Below are 15,921 nucleotides of genomic sequence, written 5' to 3' on the forward strand. Positions count from 1 at the left end.
GCGCTGTCCGCCGGTTCTGTGTGGAGTGCCTCAGGCCTGCAGATAGACCACCTGGGTCTGCAGGTACTCATTCAGGCCGTGGCGGCCATCTGCCCCGCCGATCCCCGACTTACGCCAGCCGGCGTGGAACCCCTGCATCGCCTCAAAGTTCTCACGGTTGATGTAGGTTTCGCCAAACTTCAGTCCCTTAATCGCTTTCATCGCCACGTTCAGATCGCGGGTATAGATTGAGGAGGTCAGGCCATAATCGCTGTCATTGGCCATCGCCAGCGCCTCATCGAGGGTCGAAAAGGCCACCACCGGCAGCACCGGACCGAAGGTTTCCTCATGGATAATGTCCATCTCCTGACGTACATCCAGCAGCAGGGTCGGCGGATAAAAATAGCCTTTGCCCTCCAGCGGCTGACCGCCCAGCGCCACCCGCGCCCCCTGCGCCACCGCCTTCGCCACTTTGCCCGCCACCTGGTCCCGCGCCGCCGCGTTGATCAGCGGCCCCATCGCGATGTCATCCCGCGTCGCCGGGTCGCCAAACTGCACGGCCTTCATCGCCTCGCCGAGGCGGTTGACGAAGCGGTCGTAAATGCCCTGCTGAACATAGACCCGCTCGACGCAGTTACACACCTGCCCGGTGTTAATCACCCGCGAGTCCACCACCGCTTTCACCGCCAGCTCCAGATCCGCATCGTCCATCACAATGGCAGGCGCTTTGCCGCCGAGCTCGAGGCACACTTTGGTGATATTTTTCGCCGCAGCGGCCATAATTTTTTCTCCCGCCGCCACGCTGCCGGTCATGCTGACCATCGCCACCTTCGGATTGCCGGCCAGCTCCTGGCCAACGGTTTCTCCGCGGCCAAGCACAAGGTTAAAGACCCCTTTCGGCAACCCAACCTGATGGACAATCTCGGCAAAGGCGATGGCATTATTGGGCGTAAATTCGCTGGGCTTAATGACAATGGTATTTCCAGTGATGAGAGCCGGCGCCAGCTTGCGGGCGATAAGAAAGAACGGGAAGTTCCACGGCAGGATCCCGGTGGTCACCCCCAGCGCGCGTTTAAAGACAAGGATATTCTCCCCCGGGCGATCGCTCTGCACGATCTCACCTTCGTAACGGCGCGCCCATTCTGCCATATAGTCGAGATAGTCCGCGGTGAACGCAACCTCCACCGCCGCCAGCTGCTGGATCTTGCCGCCTTCAGCGACAATCAGCCCGGCGATCTCGTCGGCACGCTGGCGGATACCGGCGGCAATTTTGCGCAGCCAGCCCGCACGCTCAATGGCCGGCAGCGCTTCCCAGCCGGGCTGGGCGCGCTCGGCGGCGTCAATCGCCAGCCGCGCCTCTTCGGCAGTCCCGTCCGGGATCCGCGACAGCAGCGCTTCGGTCGCCGGGTTAAGCACGTCGATCCAGCCGTCGCCGCGACCGGAAACGAACTGGCCATCAATATACATCGGGTGTTGAACGGGTGCTGTCATGGCTGCTCCTGTGGTGCATTTGTATTTAACAGGTGATTTTTTTGTTAAATATCGGGCGGATAAGCCGCTGTTCGGCAGCACATTGACGCTGTTCTGTGAGCTGATTCATAAAACCGGGCCAAAAATGCCCGCTTGAGGTTACATTCCAATAACACAAATTGCCCGTTTGCGATAAATCTGCCGCAAACGGGCAGTTTTCAGCCGAGGGTGCGGGCCTGCAGCGCCCCGGCAAGCTGGGCGTCCTCCCGCAGCTGTCGCCAGGCATCGATGATCTCCGGCGGGAAGGTGACGTGGCTGATGAAGTCTTTCCCCCGCGGACCGTATCCTTCAGGCGTATCCTGCAGGCGCGGCAGCTCGCCCAGCAGCAGCGCCAGGTAGCGGGCGACCGGCCACAGCCCCGCCCCGCCGCCCGCGAACCCCAGTTGACCATCGGTCTGCTCCAGCACCGGCGAGCAGCCGGGAAAGCTCAGCCACTGTGGCGGCGTCGTCACCCCCTGCCAGACGCGGGCGAAGGTGGCCATGGTTCGCCGCTGCATGGTGGGGTCCTGAATGACGATCCCGCGACGATGAGGGATCCCCCCGTTCTCCAGCGTGGTCCGGGTAAAACGGGCGTTCTCGCCGCAGTTGGTCGACTGGTCCTCCACCACCAGCCGCGAGCGCGGAATTTGCCAGTAGTCATGAGCAATATCGGCCAGAACATGCGCTTCCGGACGCCCCACCACCGGCAACATACGGTAACGGGTATCCTGGCGCACCGCCTCGTAGAGATAGTTCGTAGAATGTCCCACGCCGCCGCTGATCAGCAGCGGGACTTCCCGTTCCGCCGCCAGCCGGCAGGCGGCGTCGATGGTCGGGATCACGGCGTTGCCGGCCAGCACCACCACGTCCACCTGCGGCAGCGCGGGTAGCATCGCCAGATCGTCCTGCGCCAGCCAGGCGCCGACCTGGTTAGCCGCCGCCAGCGTCGCCGCCGACAGCCGGGGAAATTGTTCTGCCATTCTGTCTCCTTAATTCCCTCTCAGCCGATCGGAGAGGATGCTTTCGCCATCATAAACGCCGCCTCGCGGGAGGCAAAGCGGCGTTAATTTGTAACCATTTTGAAATAACAAGAAACATCTAAAAACAGGCGGGTTGCACCTGAACAACTCACTATGAAAATAACAAAAAACAGCAAAATCAGGTGGAAAATAAAAAATAGCGTCGCGGTTACACCACGCCAAACCTCGCCATGTCGCCCAGTTTGCCAGCGATGAACTTGCCAATTGTAACCTTCAACCCTAAGTTGCTTAACAATTACACAACCTTTTTCACACCAGGTTGCACCCTGTTTACACAGAGTGACACCTGACCTATTTACCGTGGCGGGAGAACGTTTCGTAATGAGCAATCCACAAGACAACACTGCATCCATTCTGCAGAAAAACAAGAAGGTACTGATCGCGAGCCTGACAGGCAGCGCCATCGAATGGTTCGATTATTTTCTCTATGGCACCGCCGCCGCGCTGGTGTTCAACAAAATCTTCTTTCCGATGGTCGACCCGGTTATCGGCCTGATCCTCTCCTGGCTCTCCTTCTCGCTGACGTTTTTTATCCGCCCCATCGGCGGCGTGATTTTCGCCCATATCGGCGATCGCATCGGCCGCAAGAAGACGCTGGTGCTGACCCTGTCGCTGATGGGCAGCGCAACGGTGGCGATCGGCCTGCTGCCCACCTACGAGATGGTGGGCCTCTGGGCGCCGGCCCTGCTGATTACTCTGCGCATTATTCAGGGCATGGGTATCGGCGGCGAATGGGGCGGCGCGCTGCTGGCCTATGAATACGCGCCGGAAAAGCGGAAAGGCTTTTTCGGCAGCATTCCCCAGGCCGGGGTGACCATCGGCATGTTGATGGCAACATTTATCGTCTCGCTGATGACGCTGTTCGATGAGGCGCAGTTTCTCGCCTGGGGCTGGCGCATACCGTTCCTGCTCAGCTCCGTCCTCGTTTTTCTCGGCCTGTGGATCCGCAAAGATATCGACGAAACGCCCGCCTTTAAGCAGGTGAAAAAATCCGGCCAGGTGGCGAAGGCCCCGCTGCGCGATACGCTCAAGCACCACTGGCGGGAAGTGCTGATCGCCGCCGGCCTGAAAGTGGTGGAGACCGCCCCCTTCTATATCTTCTCCACCTTTGTGGTCAGCTACGCCACCACCACCCTGAGCTATCAGAAGTCGCAGGCGCTGGAATCCGTGACCCTGGGCGCGCTGGTGGCCACCGTGATGATCCCGCTGATGGGGCTGCTGTCAGACAAGGTGGGTCGGCAAAAGATGTACACCCTGAGCGTGGTGCTGCTGGGGCTGTTTATCGTCCCGTGGTTCCTGCTGCTCGACACCGGCACCGGCTGGGGCATCATGCTGGCGACGATCGTTGCCTTCGGCATCCTGTGGGCGCCGGTAACCGCGGTGCTCGGCACCCTGTGCTCTGAGATTTTCAGCGCCAATGTGCGCTATACCGGGATCACCCTCGGCTACCAGCTGGGCGCCGCGCTGGCCGGGGGCACCGCGCCGCTTATCGCCACCGGTCTGCTGGCGAAATATGACGGTGACTGGCGGCCGGTGGCCATTTATCTGGGCGTTACGGTGGCGATTTCGCTGCTGGCGATATTCTGCGCCAGCCGGATGAAGTCCGCGCTGGGCACGGCCCCCTCCCGGGCGGAAAGCGCCTGACCGCCGCCCGCCAGGGCTACTACGGCGCCGACTATCCCGCCCGGCGGCGCTGCGCTTGCGCGGGCCTGGGGGGATCGCGCCGCGGGGGAAACCGCTTATCCCAGGTCCGGTAAGCATGGGCCCGGTAAGGCGCCAGCCGCCACCGGGCACAAACAGGCGTCAAGTCTTCCCCCCTGCTTAGCCGGCCGCCAGGACCGGCGGGTGTCAGGCGCTCTGGTTGTCCAGCTGAAGCTGCCCCTCGCGCCGCTGCTTCAGCTTCCAGAAGCCCCACAGCGCGATAAACCACAGCGGAGAAGCCAACAGCGCCAGCAGCGTGTCCGGGTCAAAGATCATGATGAAGATAGCGAACGCGAAGAACAGCAGGCTCACCCAGCTCATCACCACCCCGGCGGGCATCTTAAAGATCGACCCGGCGTGCAGGTCCGGACGCTGACGGCGGTAAACCAGATAGGCCACGAGGATCATCCCCCAGCTGAACACCACCATAATCGCCGCCAGGGTCGAGACGATGGTGAACAGGGTCATCACGTTCGGCACCAGAAACAGCAACAGCGTGCCGATCAGCATGCAGAAGCAGGAGAACAGCAGGCTGCGCACCGGAATGCGGGTACTGCGCGACAGGATACGAAACTGCCAGTGCGCATGCTTCTCCACCGACAGGCCGTACAGCATGCGGGTGCTGGAGAAGACCCCGCTGTTGGCCGAGGACATCGCCGAGGTCAGCGCCACAAAGTTAATCACCGCCGCGGCGGCAGGCAGCCCGGCCTTGGCGAACAGCGTCACGAAGGGGCTGGTCTCCGCCGACACCCCCGGCCACGAGGCGACAGCGATGATCACCACCATCGACAGCAGATAGAAGATGATAATCCGCAGCGGCAGAGCATTGATCGCCTTGGGCAAAATGCGCTGCGGATCGCGGGTCTCCGCCGTCATGGTGCCCAGCAGCTCAATGCCGGTAAAGGAGAAGATCGCTATCTGGAAGCCGGCGAAAAAGCCGGTGATGCCGTGGGGCATAAAGGCCGTCGGGTCGGTGAGATGGCTGAGGGAGGCCGTCACGCCGTCCGGGGAGGTCCAGCCGGTGGCAATCATCCAGCCGCCGGTGCCGATCAGGGCGATAATGGTGATCACCTTGATCAGGGCGAACCAGAACTCCGCCTCGCCGAACATTTTCACCGACAGCAGGTTAAGCAGGAACAGAATCGCCAGCATGCTGAGGGCCGGCATCCACGCCGACAGTTCCGGGAACCAGTACTGCATATAGCTCCCGCAGACCACTACGTCGGCGATACAGGTCACCACCCAGCTTAGCCAGTAGGTCCAGCCGAGGTAAAAGCTGGCCTGCGGCCCGAGATACTCGCCGACAAAGTCGGCAAACGAGCGGTAGTCATGGCGGGTGAGCAGCAGCTCGCCCATCGCCCGCATCACCATATAGGTAAAGAACCCGACCAGCACATAGATAACCAGGATCGAGGTGCCGGCGACGGCGATGTTGCGCCCCGCCCCCATAAACAGCCCGGTGCCGATGGCGCCCCCGAGGGCAATCATCTGGATATGGCGGGCGCTGAGCCCGCGCTTAAGCTGTGACGCGCCTTCACCTCCGGCGGCAGGTGACGCCTGATGTTGATGTTCAGTCATGGTGTTTCCTCAGGCTGGTTGCGGGAGACGAAGGGCAGCGGCGCGGAGCAACAGCCCGGCGCGCTGGCCGGTGGCGACCCCGGCGTTGGGAAAGAGGATATAGGGGGCCCGGGCCTGCACCACCCAACGTTTCTCTGCCTGGCGGGCGATCTCATACCCTGCCGGGAGCGCGGTGAAGTTTTCAACGTCTGCCGCGAGATTAAGCGTAAATTCCCCCTCGCGCTTGATGATGCTCTCCTCGACCAGGAAGTAGTCCACCGGCGCTTTGTCGCGCGGCGGCAGCGGCGCGTCAGCGATCCAGGCCCGGATCGCCGCGTCGGCGGCGGCGAACAGGCTGAGATCGTTGGCGCCGAACGGCATCACTTTCCCCAGCTCCAGGGTGGCGCTTTGCGCGGCGAACTTTTCGCAGGTGAAATGGGTGAAGGTGCCGCCCGCTTCGGTATGGCGCACGACGGCGTCCATCCCGCTGGCCTGCAGCAGCTGATAGAAATCGGGCGAAAAATCCCCGGCGTGGGCCGGGAGCAGCGCAAACTGGCGATACAGCGATCCGCGAATGGCGGTGTGCATATCGAGATGACCACGGTTGACCGGCCCCGCCGTATCGGCGGCGCGATAAAAAGCCTGCACCGCCTGCTCCAGCGCAAAAGCCCGCCGCGACTCATTTCCCGGGGTGACCGCCAGATGGCGGCCGCCGAACAGGCGATTCAGGTCGTTATGCAGATAGCGGCGCGCGGCGCGGATCGCCGGCAGATTACCAAAGACGATCAGCAGCGCCTGCGTGAGCGGCTGCCGCCCCTGGCTCAGATCGTGGGTTAGCTGCAGCAGCAGTTCAATCGGCGCGGTCTCATTGCCATGCACGCCGGCGGAGAGGATCGTCGCCTGGCGCCACGGCGCCGTCGGCAGCAGCTGTAAAATGCCCTCGCCCAGCCAGCGGGCCTCGATGCCCGCCGGAAAGGTCCACGCCTGCAGGCGGCAGTGCAGTAAATCGTTAACCAGGTGCTCCATCTGCCGCTCCTTAACGCTGAAAATCATAGACCGCGCCCAGGCGCAGGATCTGCGTCAGCTCATCCAGCGCCTGATAAACCTCGCGCAGCAGCTGCGGGTCCGCCAGATCGCGGGCATGCAGCCGGTCGCGATAGTGTTTTTCCACCCATGCCGTCAGCTGCTGATAACGTTCGTCGTTCATCAGGCTATGGGCGTTGACCGCCTGGCGCTCCGCCTCGTTGAGCACCACCCGCAGCCGCAGACAGGCCGGGCCGCCGCCGTTGCGCATGCTTTCCCGCAGGTCAAAGACCGCCACTTCATCGATCGGCGATGCGCTATCGGCGGCGAGATCGCTGAGATAGCGCCAGACGTTTTCCCGCTGGCGGCACTCCTCCGGCACCACGATCAGCATCTTGCCGTCTGGTTTGCTCAGCAGCTGGCTGTTGAACAGGTAAGAGGCTACGGCGTCGTCGAGCGAAACCCGCTCGTCCGGCACTTCCACGCTGGTGAACGGGATATCCAGACTGTCGCTTTTAGCCCGCAGCGTGGTCAGCACCGCCGCCTGATCGACAAACGCCTGCTGATGGTGAAACAGCACATGGCGATTGCTGACTGCAATGACGTCGTTATGAAACACGCCGCGATCGATAGCCTGCGGCGCCTGCTGGGCAAACACCGTGTAGCGCGGATCCAGCTGATGCAGGCGGGCCACCGCTTCGCTGGCCTCGAGGGTCTGCCGCGCCGGATACTTCACCGGGGCGATACCGCCGCTGGCGCGTCGACCATAGACGAAAAACTGCACCCCCTGCCGGTCATATTCCCGGCAGAAGCGGTTATGGTTGGCCGCCCCTTCATCGCCGAGGTCGCCATGCTGCGGCAGCGCCGCATGGTGGGCAAAGTAGCGCGGATCGGCGAACGTGGCGCCAAGGATCGCCGAGGTGGTGGGCGCCTCATGCATACGGTGCAGCTTATTGTTCAGGTTGGCGACGGTGAAATGGACTTTGCCATCGGCGCTGTCCGCCGACGGTGAGACGGTCGCCGCGTTGGCGGTCCACATCGACGAGGCGGAGCTGAAGGCGGAGAGCAGCTGCGGCGCCGCGTGGGCCGCCTGCCGGATAACCTGCTCATCGCTGCCCTGGAAACCCACTTCACGCAGCAGACGCAGATTCGGCCGCGGCTGCGGCGGCAGAATGCCCTGCACGAAGCCGCGATCGGCCAGGGCTTTCATTTTATACAGCCCCTGCAGCGCCGCCTGTTTAGGGTTAGAGAGACCATCGCGGTTATTTTGCGAGGCTTCATTGCCGACGGAGAGTCCGGCGTAGTGGTGCGTCGGGCCGACCAGGCCATCAAAGTTTGCTTCAAAACCAGACATATGTCCTCACAGGATCCGTTATCAGAATGGCAGGCCCGGCGATACCGTCGCCGGAAGCGTCAGCGTATCGCTGACCAGAGAGGCCATCGGCCAGGCACAGTAATCGGCGGCATACCACGCTGCCGCGCGATGGTTGCCGGAGGCGCCCACCCCGCCAAACGGCGCTTTACTCGATGCGCCGGTCAGCGGCTTGTTCCAGTTGACGATCCCGGCTCGCGCCTCGTCCGCCAGCTGATCAAACTGCGCCGCATCGCTGGAGATCAGCCCGACGGCCAGGCCATAGCGGGTCTGATTGGCGAGGCGAATCGCCTCCGGGAAGCCGTCGTAACGGATAATCGTCAGCAGCGGGCCAAAGTACTCTTCATCCGGCACCTCAATACCGGTGACGTCGACGATCCCCGGGGTCAGCACCGTGGAGCGCGGGTCAGGCTGGCGCATGCGCAGCAGCACCTTGCCGCCGAGCCCCTCCAGTTTTTGCTGCGCCGCCAGCATGTTCTGCGCAGCGTCGAGAGAGATCACCCCGCCCATAAACGGCGCCGGCTGATCATCCCACTTGCCGGCGCGGATCTGCGCGCTGGCCTCTACCAGCCGCTGCAGCAGCGCATCCCCCTGCTCGCCGCGCGGCACGATCAGCCGGCGCGCGCAGGTGCAGCGCTGCCCGGCAGAGATAAACGCCGACTGGATAATCACATGCAGCGCCGCATCGATATCGGCCGCGTCGGCGACGATCAGTGCGTTGTTGCCGCCCATCTCGAGGGCCAGCATCTTCTCCGGCTGGCCGCCGAAGTAGCGATGGAAGTGGAAACCGGCCGCCGCGCTGCCGGTGAACAGCACGCCGTCGATATCACGATTTTCCAGCAGCGCCTGGCCGGTGGCTTTTCCGCCCTGCAGCAGGTTGATCGCCCCGTCGGGGATGCCCGCCTGCTGCCACAGCTGGACGGTCATTTCAGCGGTAGCCGGCGTCAGCTCGCTGGGTTTAAACACAATGGTGTTCCCGGCGATCAGCGCCGGAATGATATGTCCGTTGGGCAGGTGGCCCGGGAAGTTGTAGGGGCCAAAGACCGCCATCACGCCGTGCGGTTTGTGGCGCAGCAGCGCTTTACCGTCCGGCAGCGTCGACTCATGAAAGCCCGTCCGCTGGTGATAGGCTTCGATGGAGATCGCGGCCTTGCCGATCATCGCCTGCACTTCGGTGCGGGTCTCCCACAGCGGCTTGCTGGTCTCGCGGGAAATCAGGGTCGCCAGCGCCTCTTTATGCGTCTCCAGCAGCGCAGCAAAACGCTGTACGACGTCAATACGCTCGGCCAGCGGCCGGTGCGACCAGGGATAAAACGCCGCGCGCGCCGCGGCGCAGGCCGCCTGGACGTCGTCAGCCCCCGCGCTGGCCGCCTGCCACAGCAGCGACTGATCCTCCGGGGCCAGTTTGCTCATCGTTGCGCCGCTGCCTGGCAGCCACTGCCCGGCTATAAACTGTGCTTTTACCGCCATGATCTGTTGTCCTCTGGATTCAGGGTTACCGTATAAACGCGGTCGGTTTCACTGACCTGCAGCGCGTCCAGCGCGGCGCTGTCAAGCGAGACCTGCTCTTCGTGGGCCACCAGCAGCGCCCGAAAGTTGTCGAATTGACCGTTGGCGACGAGGGTCGGCGCCGGCAGGTCGCCCATCAGCTGCCGGACAGGCAGGCGCTGGCTGTCGCGCACGGCGCGGATCTGATCGGTGTCCGCCTCCAGCACCGGACCGGCATCGAAAATATCCACCGAGCCGCGCCAGCTGAAACCCTCTTTCTCGAGGATCGCCCGCGCCGGGGCGGTATTGGGATGCACCTGACCGATGACCCCGCGGGCCGCTTCCGGCAGCAGTGAGATATAGATCGGGTACGCCGGCATCAGTTCGGCAATAAAGGTTTTCATGCCGGTGCCGGTCAGCCGGTCGGCATCGGCGAACGGGATGTCGAAGAAATGATGGCCCAGCGCATCCCAGAACGGCGACTGTCCCTGCTCATCGCTGCAGCCGCGCAGTTCGGCAAACAGGTGCGGGGAGAACCACTCGCGAAAGGCGGCGATAAATAAAAAGCGCGCCTTGGAGAGCAGCAGACCATTGCGGTTGCGCTGATACGCCGGGTCGAGAAACAGCGTACACAGCTCACTATGCCCGGTGTGGTCATAGCTGAGATTAAGCAGCTCCTGGGGCTTATAGACTCCCAGCGCTTTCGAGGCGCGCACCGTTTTCTGAATGCGAAAATTGTAAAACGGCTCGTCCAGGCCCACTGCGACCTCAATGGCGCTCACCCCCACCACCCGCGCCAGCGCGGTGTCCTCCAGCACAAACAGGAAACCCTGCTGGCTGCGCGGCAGTTCGCCGGCGAAGGTCTCGATACTGCGCCGGATCCTGGCCGCCAGGCGCCCGACGTCATGCGGTAAAGAGGTCATGCCGACCCCCGCCCGCGCGGCGAGGCGGACGATGTCGTCGAGATCGTTTTCCCGTACGGGACGAAATAGCATCACAGGCCGTCCTCCCGGTTAGCGGGTTAAGCGGGCAACGGCGCGATCAAGGCGCACGAAGGCTTCCGCAATATCCGCCAGCGGGATATTGAGCGCCGGCGCGAAGCGCAGCACGTCCGGGCCGGCAATCAGGGCGATCAGCCCCTCTTCCGCCGCCAGGTTGGTCAACGTTTTGGCCTTGCCGCGCAGCGGCCCCGCCAGCTCAGCGCCGATCAGCAGACCGGTGCCGCGCACGGCGCTGAACGCATCGTAACGGGCAGAGATCGCATTCAACTGGTCAACGATCAGCGCATGGCGCTCGCCAACGCCCGCCAGCAGCGGCGCATCGAGATGGGCCAGCACGGCGTTAGCGACGGTTGCCGCCAGCGGGTTGCCGCCGAAGGTGGTGCCATGGGTGCCTGGCTGGAAGACCTGCGCCCAGGCCTCTTTCGCCAGCATCGCGCCGATCGGGAAGCCGCCCCCCAGCCCTTTGGCGCTGGTGAGAATGTCCGGGACGACGTTGTAATGCTGGTAGGCGTAGAGATGGCCGGTACGCCCGGCGCCGGTCTGCACCTCATCGAATATCAGGGTGGCATGATGGCGATTGCAGAGGGTACGCAGCGCCTGCAGGAACGCCGGGTCCGCCGGGATCACCCCGCCTTCGCCGATAATCGGCTCGACGATCACCGCGCAGGTGCGCGAGGAGATCGCCGCGGTGACCGCCTCGATATCGTTATAGGGCAGATGGGTAATGCCCTGCGGCAGCGGAGCATAATCGCTGGAATATTTCGGCTGGCCGCCAACGGAGACGGTGAACAGCGTGCGGCCGTGGAAGGCGTGGTTGAAGGCGATGATTTCGCTTTTTTCACCGCCAAACTTATCGTGGGCATATTTCCGCGCCAGCTTAAGGGCCGCCTCGTTGGCTTCGGCGCCGGAGTTGCAGAAAAACACCTTGTCGGCAAAGGTCGACTGCACGAGGGTTTTTGCCAGCTGCAGCACCGGCTCGTTGGTATAGCCATTGCCGATATGCCACAGTTTCGCCAGTTGATCCTGCAGGGCCTGAGCCAGCGCCGGGTGAGCATGGCCCAGGGCGTTCACTGCGATGCCGCCCGCCATATCGATATACTCTTTCCCCTGCTGGTCCCAGACGCGGGAGCCCGCCGCTCTGACCGGAATAAACGGCGCGGGGGCAAAACAGGGAACCAGGTAAGCGTCAAAATCTTCGCGAGTCATACTGCCTGACATAATTTATCTCCGGAACGTAAGACGACGGAAAACGCTCCCGTCGCGTTGGACAATCGACATTAACCCTGCCCCTCGGCTTATTTTGGGCACGAGCGCGCCCGCTGCGATGGTAAAAATATTCACCACAGAAAAATAAAGCCCTATTTTTTTTACGGGTAATTGTTAATTCATGGTTAATGCCATGTTGTTGTGTGGGCTAATGCTGGCCTGTGAACAACAAGATTGTCAATACGGGCAAAAGCAATTTATTCACTTTTTTAAGATCATCAAGATAATGAAAAACATAGAAAAAATATTTTCTTATGCACTTAAGTGAATAAAAAGTGAATTAAAATGCACAGCTTGCGGGTGGTTGACGTGCGTAGTTATTCACTTAAAAAATAAAAAATCTAACAAAAATTTAAAAATCGGAATTGCCGTCAAATACCGCTTTATAAAATTGGTGATACCATTCATTGCACAGAGTTTACTGCTGTAGCTATTCCACGGTTTTACACGACATAAATAACACTGAGAAACAGGACTCTTATGGAAAAGTTATCTTACGCATCTGAAAGTAGTACATCTCCATGGACCACCTACCTGCGCCAGATCGACCGCGTCGCGCCTTATCTCGGCGATCTTGCCTACTGGGTGGAAACCCTGCGCCATCCGAAGCGCGCGCTGATCGTCGACATTCCTGTGCAAATGGACGACGGCACCATCCGCCACTTCGAGGGCTATCGCGTTCAGCACAATCTGTCGCGCGGACCGGGTAAAGGTGGTGTTCGCTACCATCCGGATGTCGATCTTAACGAAGTCATGGCACTTTCTGCCTGGATGACCATTAAGTGCGCCGCGGTCAATATTCCTTACGGCGGGGCCAAAGGCGGCATCCGCGTCGACCCCTTCTCCTTGTCGGAAGGTGAACTGGAGCGTCTGACCCGCCGTTACACCAGCGAAATCGGCATTATTATCGGGCCGCAGAAAGATATTCCGGCGCCGGACGTCGGCACCAATGGCAAAGTGATGGCATGGATGATGGACACTTACTCCATGAACCATGGCACCACCATCACCGGCGTGGTCACCGGCAAACCGATCCACCTCGGCGGCTCCCTCGGTCGTGAAAAAGCCACCGGACGCGGCGTGTTTGTCACCGGCCGGGAAGTTGCCCGTCGCGCCGGTATCGAAATTGAAGGCGCCAAAGTGGCGCTGCAGGGCTTTGGTAACGTCGGTAGCGAAGCGGCCCGCCTGTTCGCTGGCGTCGGCGCTCGTATCGTGGTTATTCAGGATCATACCGCGACCCTGTATAACGAAGGCGGAATCGATATGGCCGCCCTCACCGCCTGGCAGGCGGAGAAAAAGCAGATTGCCGGTTTCCCGGGCGCCCAGGAGATCGATAAAGACGCCTTCTGGACCACCCCGATGGACATCCTGATCCCGGCGGCGCTGGAAGGGCAAATCACCCGCGAGCGCGCGGAGAAGCTGACCTGCAAACTGGTGCTGGAAGGGGCCAACGGCCCAACCTATCCGGAAGCGGACGACGTGCTGGCCGAGCGCGGCGTGATCGTGGTGCCGGACGTTATCTGCAACGCCGGCGGGGTGACCGTCAGCTACTTTGAGTGGGTACAGGACATGGCCAGCTTCTTCTGGAGCGAAGAGGAGATCAACGCCAAGATGGACCGCATTATGACCGACGCTATCGTGCACGTCTGGGATAAAGCCGCCGAGAAAGAGTGTACGCTGCGCACCGCCGCCTATATCGTGGCCTGCGAGCGCATCCTGATGGCGCGTAAAGACCGCGGCATCTACCCGGGCTGATCCCCATCAGCAACCGCATCAGGGGTGGCCTTGCGCCGCCCCTTTTTTTCTTTGCCGCGCCGTTAACCGCCGAGGATGTGCGCTATCTGACGAGGAGTTGTTCGGCAAATGTGACAACGTCACGCAAGTAATAACCATCCGCTGCCCGTAGGGGATTATTTTTCGATTAAATCAAAGTCGCCCTGGGTATAGCGTAAGCCAGTGACGTTGTCGGCAGTGAAAATATGTTCGATGGTGAGGATGTCCTCCGCCGCGAGGGTAATATTCGCGGCGCCGGCATTGTCGCGCAGGTGAGCAATTTTCCTCGCCCCCGGGATAGGCACGATATCCTCGCCTTTGCTCATCACCCAGGCAAGGGCAATCTGCGCAAGGGTCGCGTCATAGCGGGTGGCCACCTGCTGCAGGCGCTCAAGCAGCAGCTGGTTTTTGCGCATGGTTTCGGCCTGGAAGCGCGGCAGATGGCGGCGGAAATCATCCGCTGCCAAAACGCCGGGGTCGGTAATTGTCCCCGTCAGGAAGCCGCGGCCAAGCGGGCTGTATGGCACAAAGCCGACCCCCAGCTCGCGGCAGGTGTGGAGAATACCGGCCTCCGGCTCGCGGCTCCATAGCGAATATTCCGTCTGCACGGCAGCGATCGGATGTACCTTGCAGGCCCGGCGCAGCGTCTGAGCAGATACTTCCGACAGACCGATATGGCGAATTTTACCCTCTTTAACCAGATCGGCCATAGTGCCCACCACCTCTTCCACCGGTACCGCGGGATCGACGCGGTGCTGATAGAGCAGATCGATGGTCTCGACATTCAGTCGCTTCAGCGACCCTTCCACTGATTCGCGAATATGTGCCGGACGGCTGTCAACGCCGGCCATCCGCTCCAGACCCTGGCCGGTCGGCAAAATACGAAATCCAAATTTGGTGGCAATCTGCACCTTATCGCGAAAACCTTTAATCGCTTTTCCGACCAGAACTTCATTATCGAAAGGACCATATACTTCGGCGGTATCCAGGAAGGTCACGCCCATGTCCATGGCGGCATGGATCGTATTTATCGCCTGCGACGTTTCAGCGCCGCCATAGGCAAAACTCATACCCATACATCCGAGACCTAATGCGGAAACCTGAAACTTCTCTTTTCCAAGATAACGTGTTTTCATCTTATTTTCCTTAATTGCTGAATGGCATTAAATATATACTTCCCTTTCATATTGATAACAATTAATCTATTCCGAACGCGGTGTTAGCTGGAAATTAACAATGAAAACCTTGCCCGATCTGCAACAAATAGAAATATTAATACTCATAGTGAAACATGGCAGTTTTCGTCAGGCCGCTAAAGCGTTAAACCTTTCCCCACCGGCCCTTACCGTCGCTATTAATCATCTGGAAGAAAAGTTAGGCGTGCGCCTGCTAAATCGCTCAACACGCAGTTTGTCATTAACCGCAGTGGGTGAGGAATTTCTTAATAATATAACGCCGGTGGTCAATGATTATCGCCGGGTGGTGGACAGTCTGAATTATCACCGTCTGACTCCGGAAGGCGTGGTGAAAGTTAATTTACCGCGCATTGTTATTGACCTGTTTTTTCAAGACTATTTTATCGCCTTTAAAAACGCCTGTCCCAATGTGACGCTCGAACTGTATGCCACCGATCGAAAAGTCAATATTATCGAGTCCGGTTTTGACGCCGGCATTCGCTATTCGCAGGATGTGCCCAAAGAGATGATTGCCATCCCCTTTGGCGAGAAACTATCGCTGATCCCGGTGGCCAGCCCGGACTATATACGCGAAGCCGGAGAGCCCGACACCCCGCAGTCATTAGTTAATTTCCGCTGCATTAACCGCTGTTTTCCTGGTGGTGAGAAGTACCGCTGGGAGTTTATTGGCCCCAGCGGCGAGCTTAGCGAGGTCGCGGTTAAAGGCGATCTGGTCGTCGATGCCGATAGCGCAATGATCCAGGCCGCGGAGAGCGGATTAGGCATCGCCTTTGTCTATCAGTCGCTGGTGACGCAGCAGCTGAGCGCGGGCAGCCTGGTCCATTTGTTACCCGACTACCGCTATCCTGCCGACCATTTCTGCGTCTACTACCCAAGCCGGAAACATATTCCCGCCCCCCTGCGGGCCTTTATCGCCTGGGTGATGGCGCAGAATAAAAATATCCTCGGTCAGCAGACCGCACGACACGGATCGCGGCCGGAAGGTTAACTACAATTAACGTACATACCGTTAACCA

General features: G+C 60.6%; 14 protein-coding genes. 5 read left to right on the plus strand and 9 right to left on the minus strand.

Annotated elements, in window-relative coordinates; translation table 11 throughout:
- Positions 1 to 30: 30 nt before the first annotated feature.
- Positions 31 to 1,470: an aldehyde dehydrogenase gene (aldA, locus tag KB892_RS13190; protein ID WP_004151568.1), complete on the minus strand. Its 1,440-nt coding sequence runs from the start codon at positions 1,468 to 1,470 to the stop codon at positions 31 to 33.
- Between aldA and KB892_RS13195 the strand changes: the two genes are divergently transcribed.
- The gene (locus KB892_RS13195) at positions 1,469 to 1,606 is read left to right on the plus strand and encodes a hypothetical protein (RefSeq protein WP_004164881.1); all 138 of its coding nucleotides are present in this window, start codon (positions 1,469 to 1,471) and stop codon (positions 1,604 to 1,606) included. The two genes, aldA and KB892_RS13195, sit on opposite strands and share 2 nt — an antisense overlap.
- 61 nt (positions 1,607 to 1,667) lie before the next feature.
- Here KB892_RS13195 and KB892_RS13200 read toward each other — a convergent pair whose 3' ends face one another.
- On the minus strand, positions 1,668 to 2,468 hold the full coding sequence (locus KB892_RS13200; protein ID WP_004151569.1) for a YdcF family protein: 801 nt from the start codon (positions 2,466 to 2,468) through the stop codon (positions 1,668 to 1,670).
- A 381-nt stretch (positions 2,469 to 2,849) separates the two neighbouring features.
- Between KB892_RS13200 and KB892_RS13205 the strand changes: the two genes are divergently transcribed.
- The gene (locus KB892_RS13205; RefSeq protein ID WP_004151570.1) at positions 2,850 to 4,172 is read left to right on the plus strand and encodes an MFS transporter; all 1,323 of its coding nucleotides are present in this window, start codon (positions 2,850 to 2,852) and stop codon (positions 4,170 to 4,172) included.
- A 204-nt stretch (positions 4,173 to 4,376) separates the two neighbouring features.
- Here the strand turns inward: KB892_RS13205 and KB892_RS13210 are convergent, their stop codons facing one another.
- Genes KB892_RS13210 through KB892_RS13235 form a run of 6 tightly spaced genes read right to left on the minus strand, consistent with a single transcriptional unit; the run spans position 4,377 to position 11,888 of the window.
- Positions 4,377 to 5,807 carry an amino acid permease gene (locus tag KB892_RS13210; RefSeq protein ID WP_002903059.1) on the minus strand — a complete coding sequence of 477 codons (1,431 nt, stop codon included), beginning with the start codon at positions 5,805 to 5,807 and terminating at the stop codon, positions 4,377 to 4,379.
- 9 nt (positions 5,808 to 5,816) lie between these two features.
- Positions 5,817 to 6,812, minus strand: coding sequence for a succinylglutamate desuccinylase (gene astE, locus KB892_RS13215; RefSeq protein WP_002903056.1), 996 nt, complete (start codon positions 6,810 to 6,812; stop codon positions 5,817 to 5,819).
- A 10-nt stretch (positions 6,813 to 6,822) separates the two neighbouring features.
- Positions 6,823 to 8,163, minus strand: a complete 1,341-nt coding sequence (astB, locus tag KB892_RS13220; protein ID WP_002903055.1) for an N-succinylarginine dihydrolase — start codon at positions 8,161 to 8,163, stop codon at positions 6,823 to 6,825.
- Between the two features lie 21 nt (positions 8,164 to 8,184).
- Positions 8,185 to 9,651 (minus strand): succinylglutamate-semialdehyde dehydrogenase, encoded by a 1,467-nt coding sequence (gene astD, locus KB892_RS13225; RefSeq protein WP_004151571.1) that lies wholly within the window; start codon positions 9,649 to 9,651, stop codon positions 8,185 to 8,187.
- Positions 9,642 to 10,664, minus strand: coding sequence for an arginine N-succinyltransferase (gene astA / locus KB892_RS13230; RefSeq protein ID WP_004140076.1), 1,023 nt, complete (start codon positions 10,662 to 10,664; stop codon positions 9,642 to 9,644). The genes astD and astA overlap by 10 nt, the downstream gene beginning before the upstream one ends.
- Before the next feature lie 18 nt (positions 10,665 to 10,682).
- Positions 10,683 to 11,888, minus strand: coding sequence for a bifunctional succinylornithine transaminase/acetylornithine transaminase (locus KB892_RS13235; protein WP_004151572.1), 1,206 nt, complete (start codon positions 11,886 to 11,888; stop codon positions 10,683 to 10,685).
- Positions 11,889 to 12,057: 169 nt separating this feature from the next.
- On the opposite strand from KB892_RS13235, the gene KB892_RS13240 reads away from it, so the two are divergent.
- Positions 12,058 to 12,204 (plus strand): hypothetical protein, encoded by a 147-nt coding sequence (locus KB892_RS13240; protein WP_002902976.1) that lies wholly within the window; start codon positions 12,058 to 12,060, stop codon positions 12,202 to 12,204.
- Between the two features lie 212 nt (positions 12,205 to 12,416).
- Positions 12,417 to 13,691: a Glu/Leu/Phe/Val family dehydrogenase gene (locus tag KB892_RS13245; protein WP_004151574.1), complete on the plus strand. Its 1,275-nt coding sequence runs from the start codon at positions 12,417 to 12,419 to the stop codon at positions 13,689 to 13,691.
- Between the two features lie 155 nt (positions 13,692 to 13,846).
- Here KB892_RS13245 and KB892_RS13250 read toward each other — a convergent pair whose 3' ends face one another.
- The gene (locus KB892_RS13250) at positions 13,847 to 14,845 is read right to left on the minus strand and encodes an aldo/keto reductase (protein WP_002902972.1); all 999 of its coding nucleotides are present in this window, start codon (positions 14,843 to 14,845) and stop codon (positions 13,847 to 13,849) included.
- Between the two features lie 100 nt (positions 14,846 to 14,945).
- Between KB892_RS13250 and KB892_RS13255 the strand changes: the two genes are divergently transcribed.
- A complete protein-coding gene (locus KB892_RS13255; RefSeq protein ID WP_002902971.1) occupies positions 14,946 to 15,893 on the plus strand; it encodes a LysR family transcriptional regulator in 948 nt (315 codons plus the stop codon).
- Positions 15,894 to 15,921 lie beyond the last annotated feature (28 nt).

It is taken from the genome of Klebsiella sp. P1927, from assembly GCF_018204675.1.
Classification (GTDB): Bacteria; Pseudomonadota; Gammaproteobacteria; order Enterobacterales; family Enterobacteriaceae; genus Klebsiella; species Klebsiella pneumoniae.

Excerpts from the sequence above, each read along its gene's own strand:
- astB (WP_002903055.1), bottom strand. The coding sequence starts at position 8,163 with ATGTCTGGTTTTGAAGCAAACTTTGATGGCCTGGTCGGCCCGACGCAC.
- astD (WP_004151571.1), bottom strand. The coding sequence starts at position 9,651 with ATGGCGGTAAAAGCACAGTTTATAGCCGGGCAGTGGCTGCCAGGCAGC.
- astE (WP_002903056.1), bottom strand. The coding sequence starts at position 6,812 with ATGGAGCACCTGGTTAACGATTTACTGCACTGCCGCCTGCAGGCGTGG.
- aldA (WP_004151568.1), bottom strand. The coding sequence starts at position 1,470 with ATGACAGCACCCGTTCAACACCCGATGTATATTGATGGCCAGTTCGTT.
- KB892_RS13210 (WP_002903059.1), bottom strand. The coding sequence starts at position 5,807 with ATGACTGAACATCAACATCAGGCGTCACCTGCCGCCGGAGGTGAAGGC.
- KB892_RS13245 (WP_004151574.1), top strand. The coding sequence starts at position 12,417 with ATGGAAAAGTTATCTTACGCATCTGAAAGTAGTACATCTCCATGGACC.
- KB892_RS13250 (WP_002902972.1), bottom strand. The coding sequence starts at position 14,845 with ATGAAAACACGTTATCTTGGAAAAGAGAAGTTTCAGGTTTCCGCATTA.
- astA (WP_004140076.1), bottom strand. The coding sequence starts at position 10,664 with ATGCTATTTCGTCCCGTACGGGAAAACGATCTCGACGACATCGTCCGC.
- KB892_RS13200 (WP_004151569.1), bottom strand. The coding sequence starts at position 2,468 with ATGGCAGAACAATTTCCCCGGCTGTCGGCGGCGACGCTGGCGGCGGCT.
- KB892_RS13255 (WP_002902971.1), top strand. The coding sequence starts at position 14,946 with ATGAAAACCTTGCCCGATCTGCAACAAATAGAAATATTAATACTCATA.
- KB892_RS13205 (WP_004151570.1), top strand. The coding sequence starts at position 2,850 with ATGAGCAATCCACAAGACAACACTGCATCCATTCTGCAGAAAAACAAG.
- KB892_RS13235 (WP_004151572.1), bottom strand. The coding sequence starts at position 11,888 with ATGTCAGGCAGTATGACTCGCGAAGATTTTGACGCTTACCTGGTTCCC.
- KB892_RS13240 (WP_002902976.1), top strand. The coding sequence starts at position 12,058 with ATGGTTAATGCCATGTTGTTGTGTGGGCTAATGCTGGCCTGTGAACAA.
- KB892_RS13195 (WP_004164881.1), top strand. The coding sequence starts at position 1,469 with ATGGCTGCTCCTGTGGTGCATTTGTATTTAACAGGTGATTTTTTTGTT.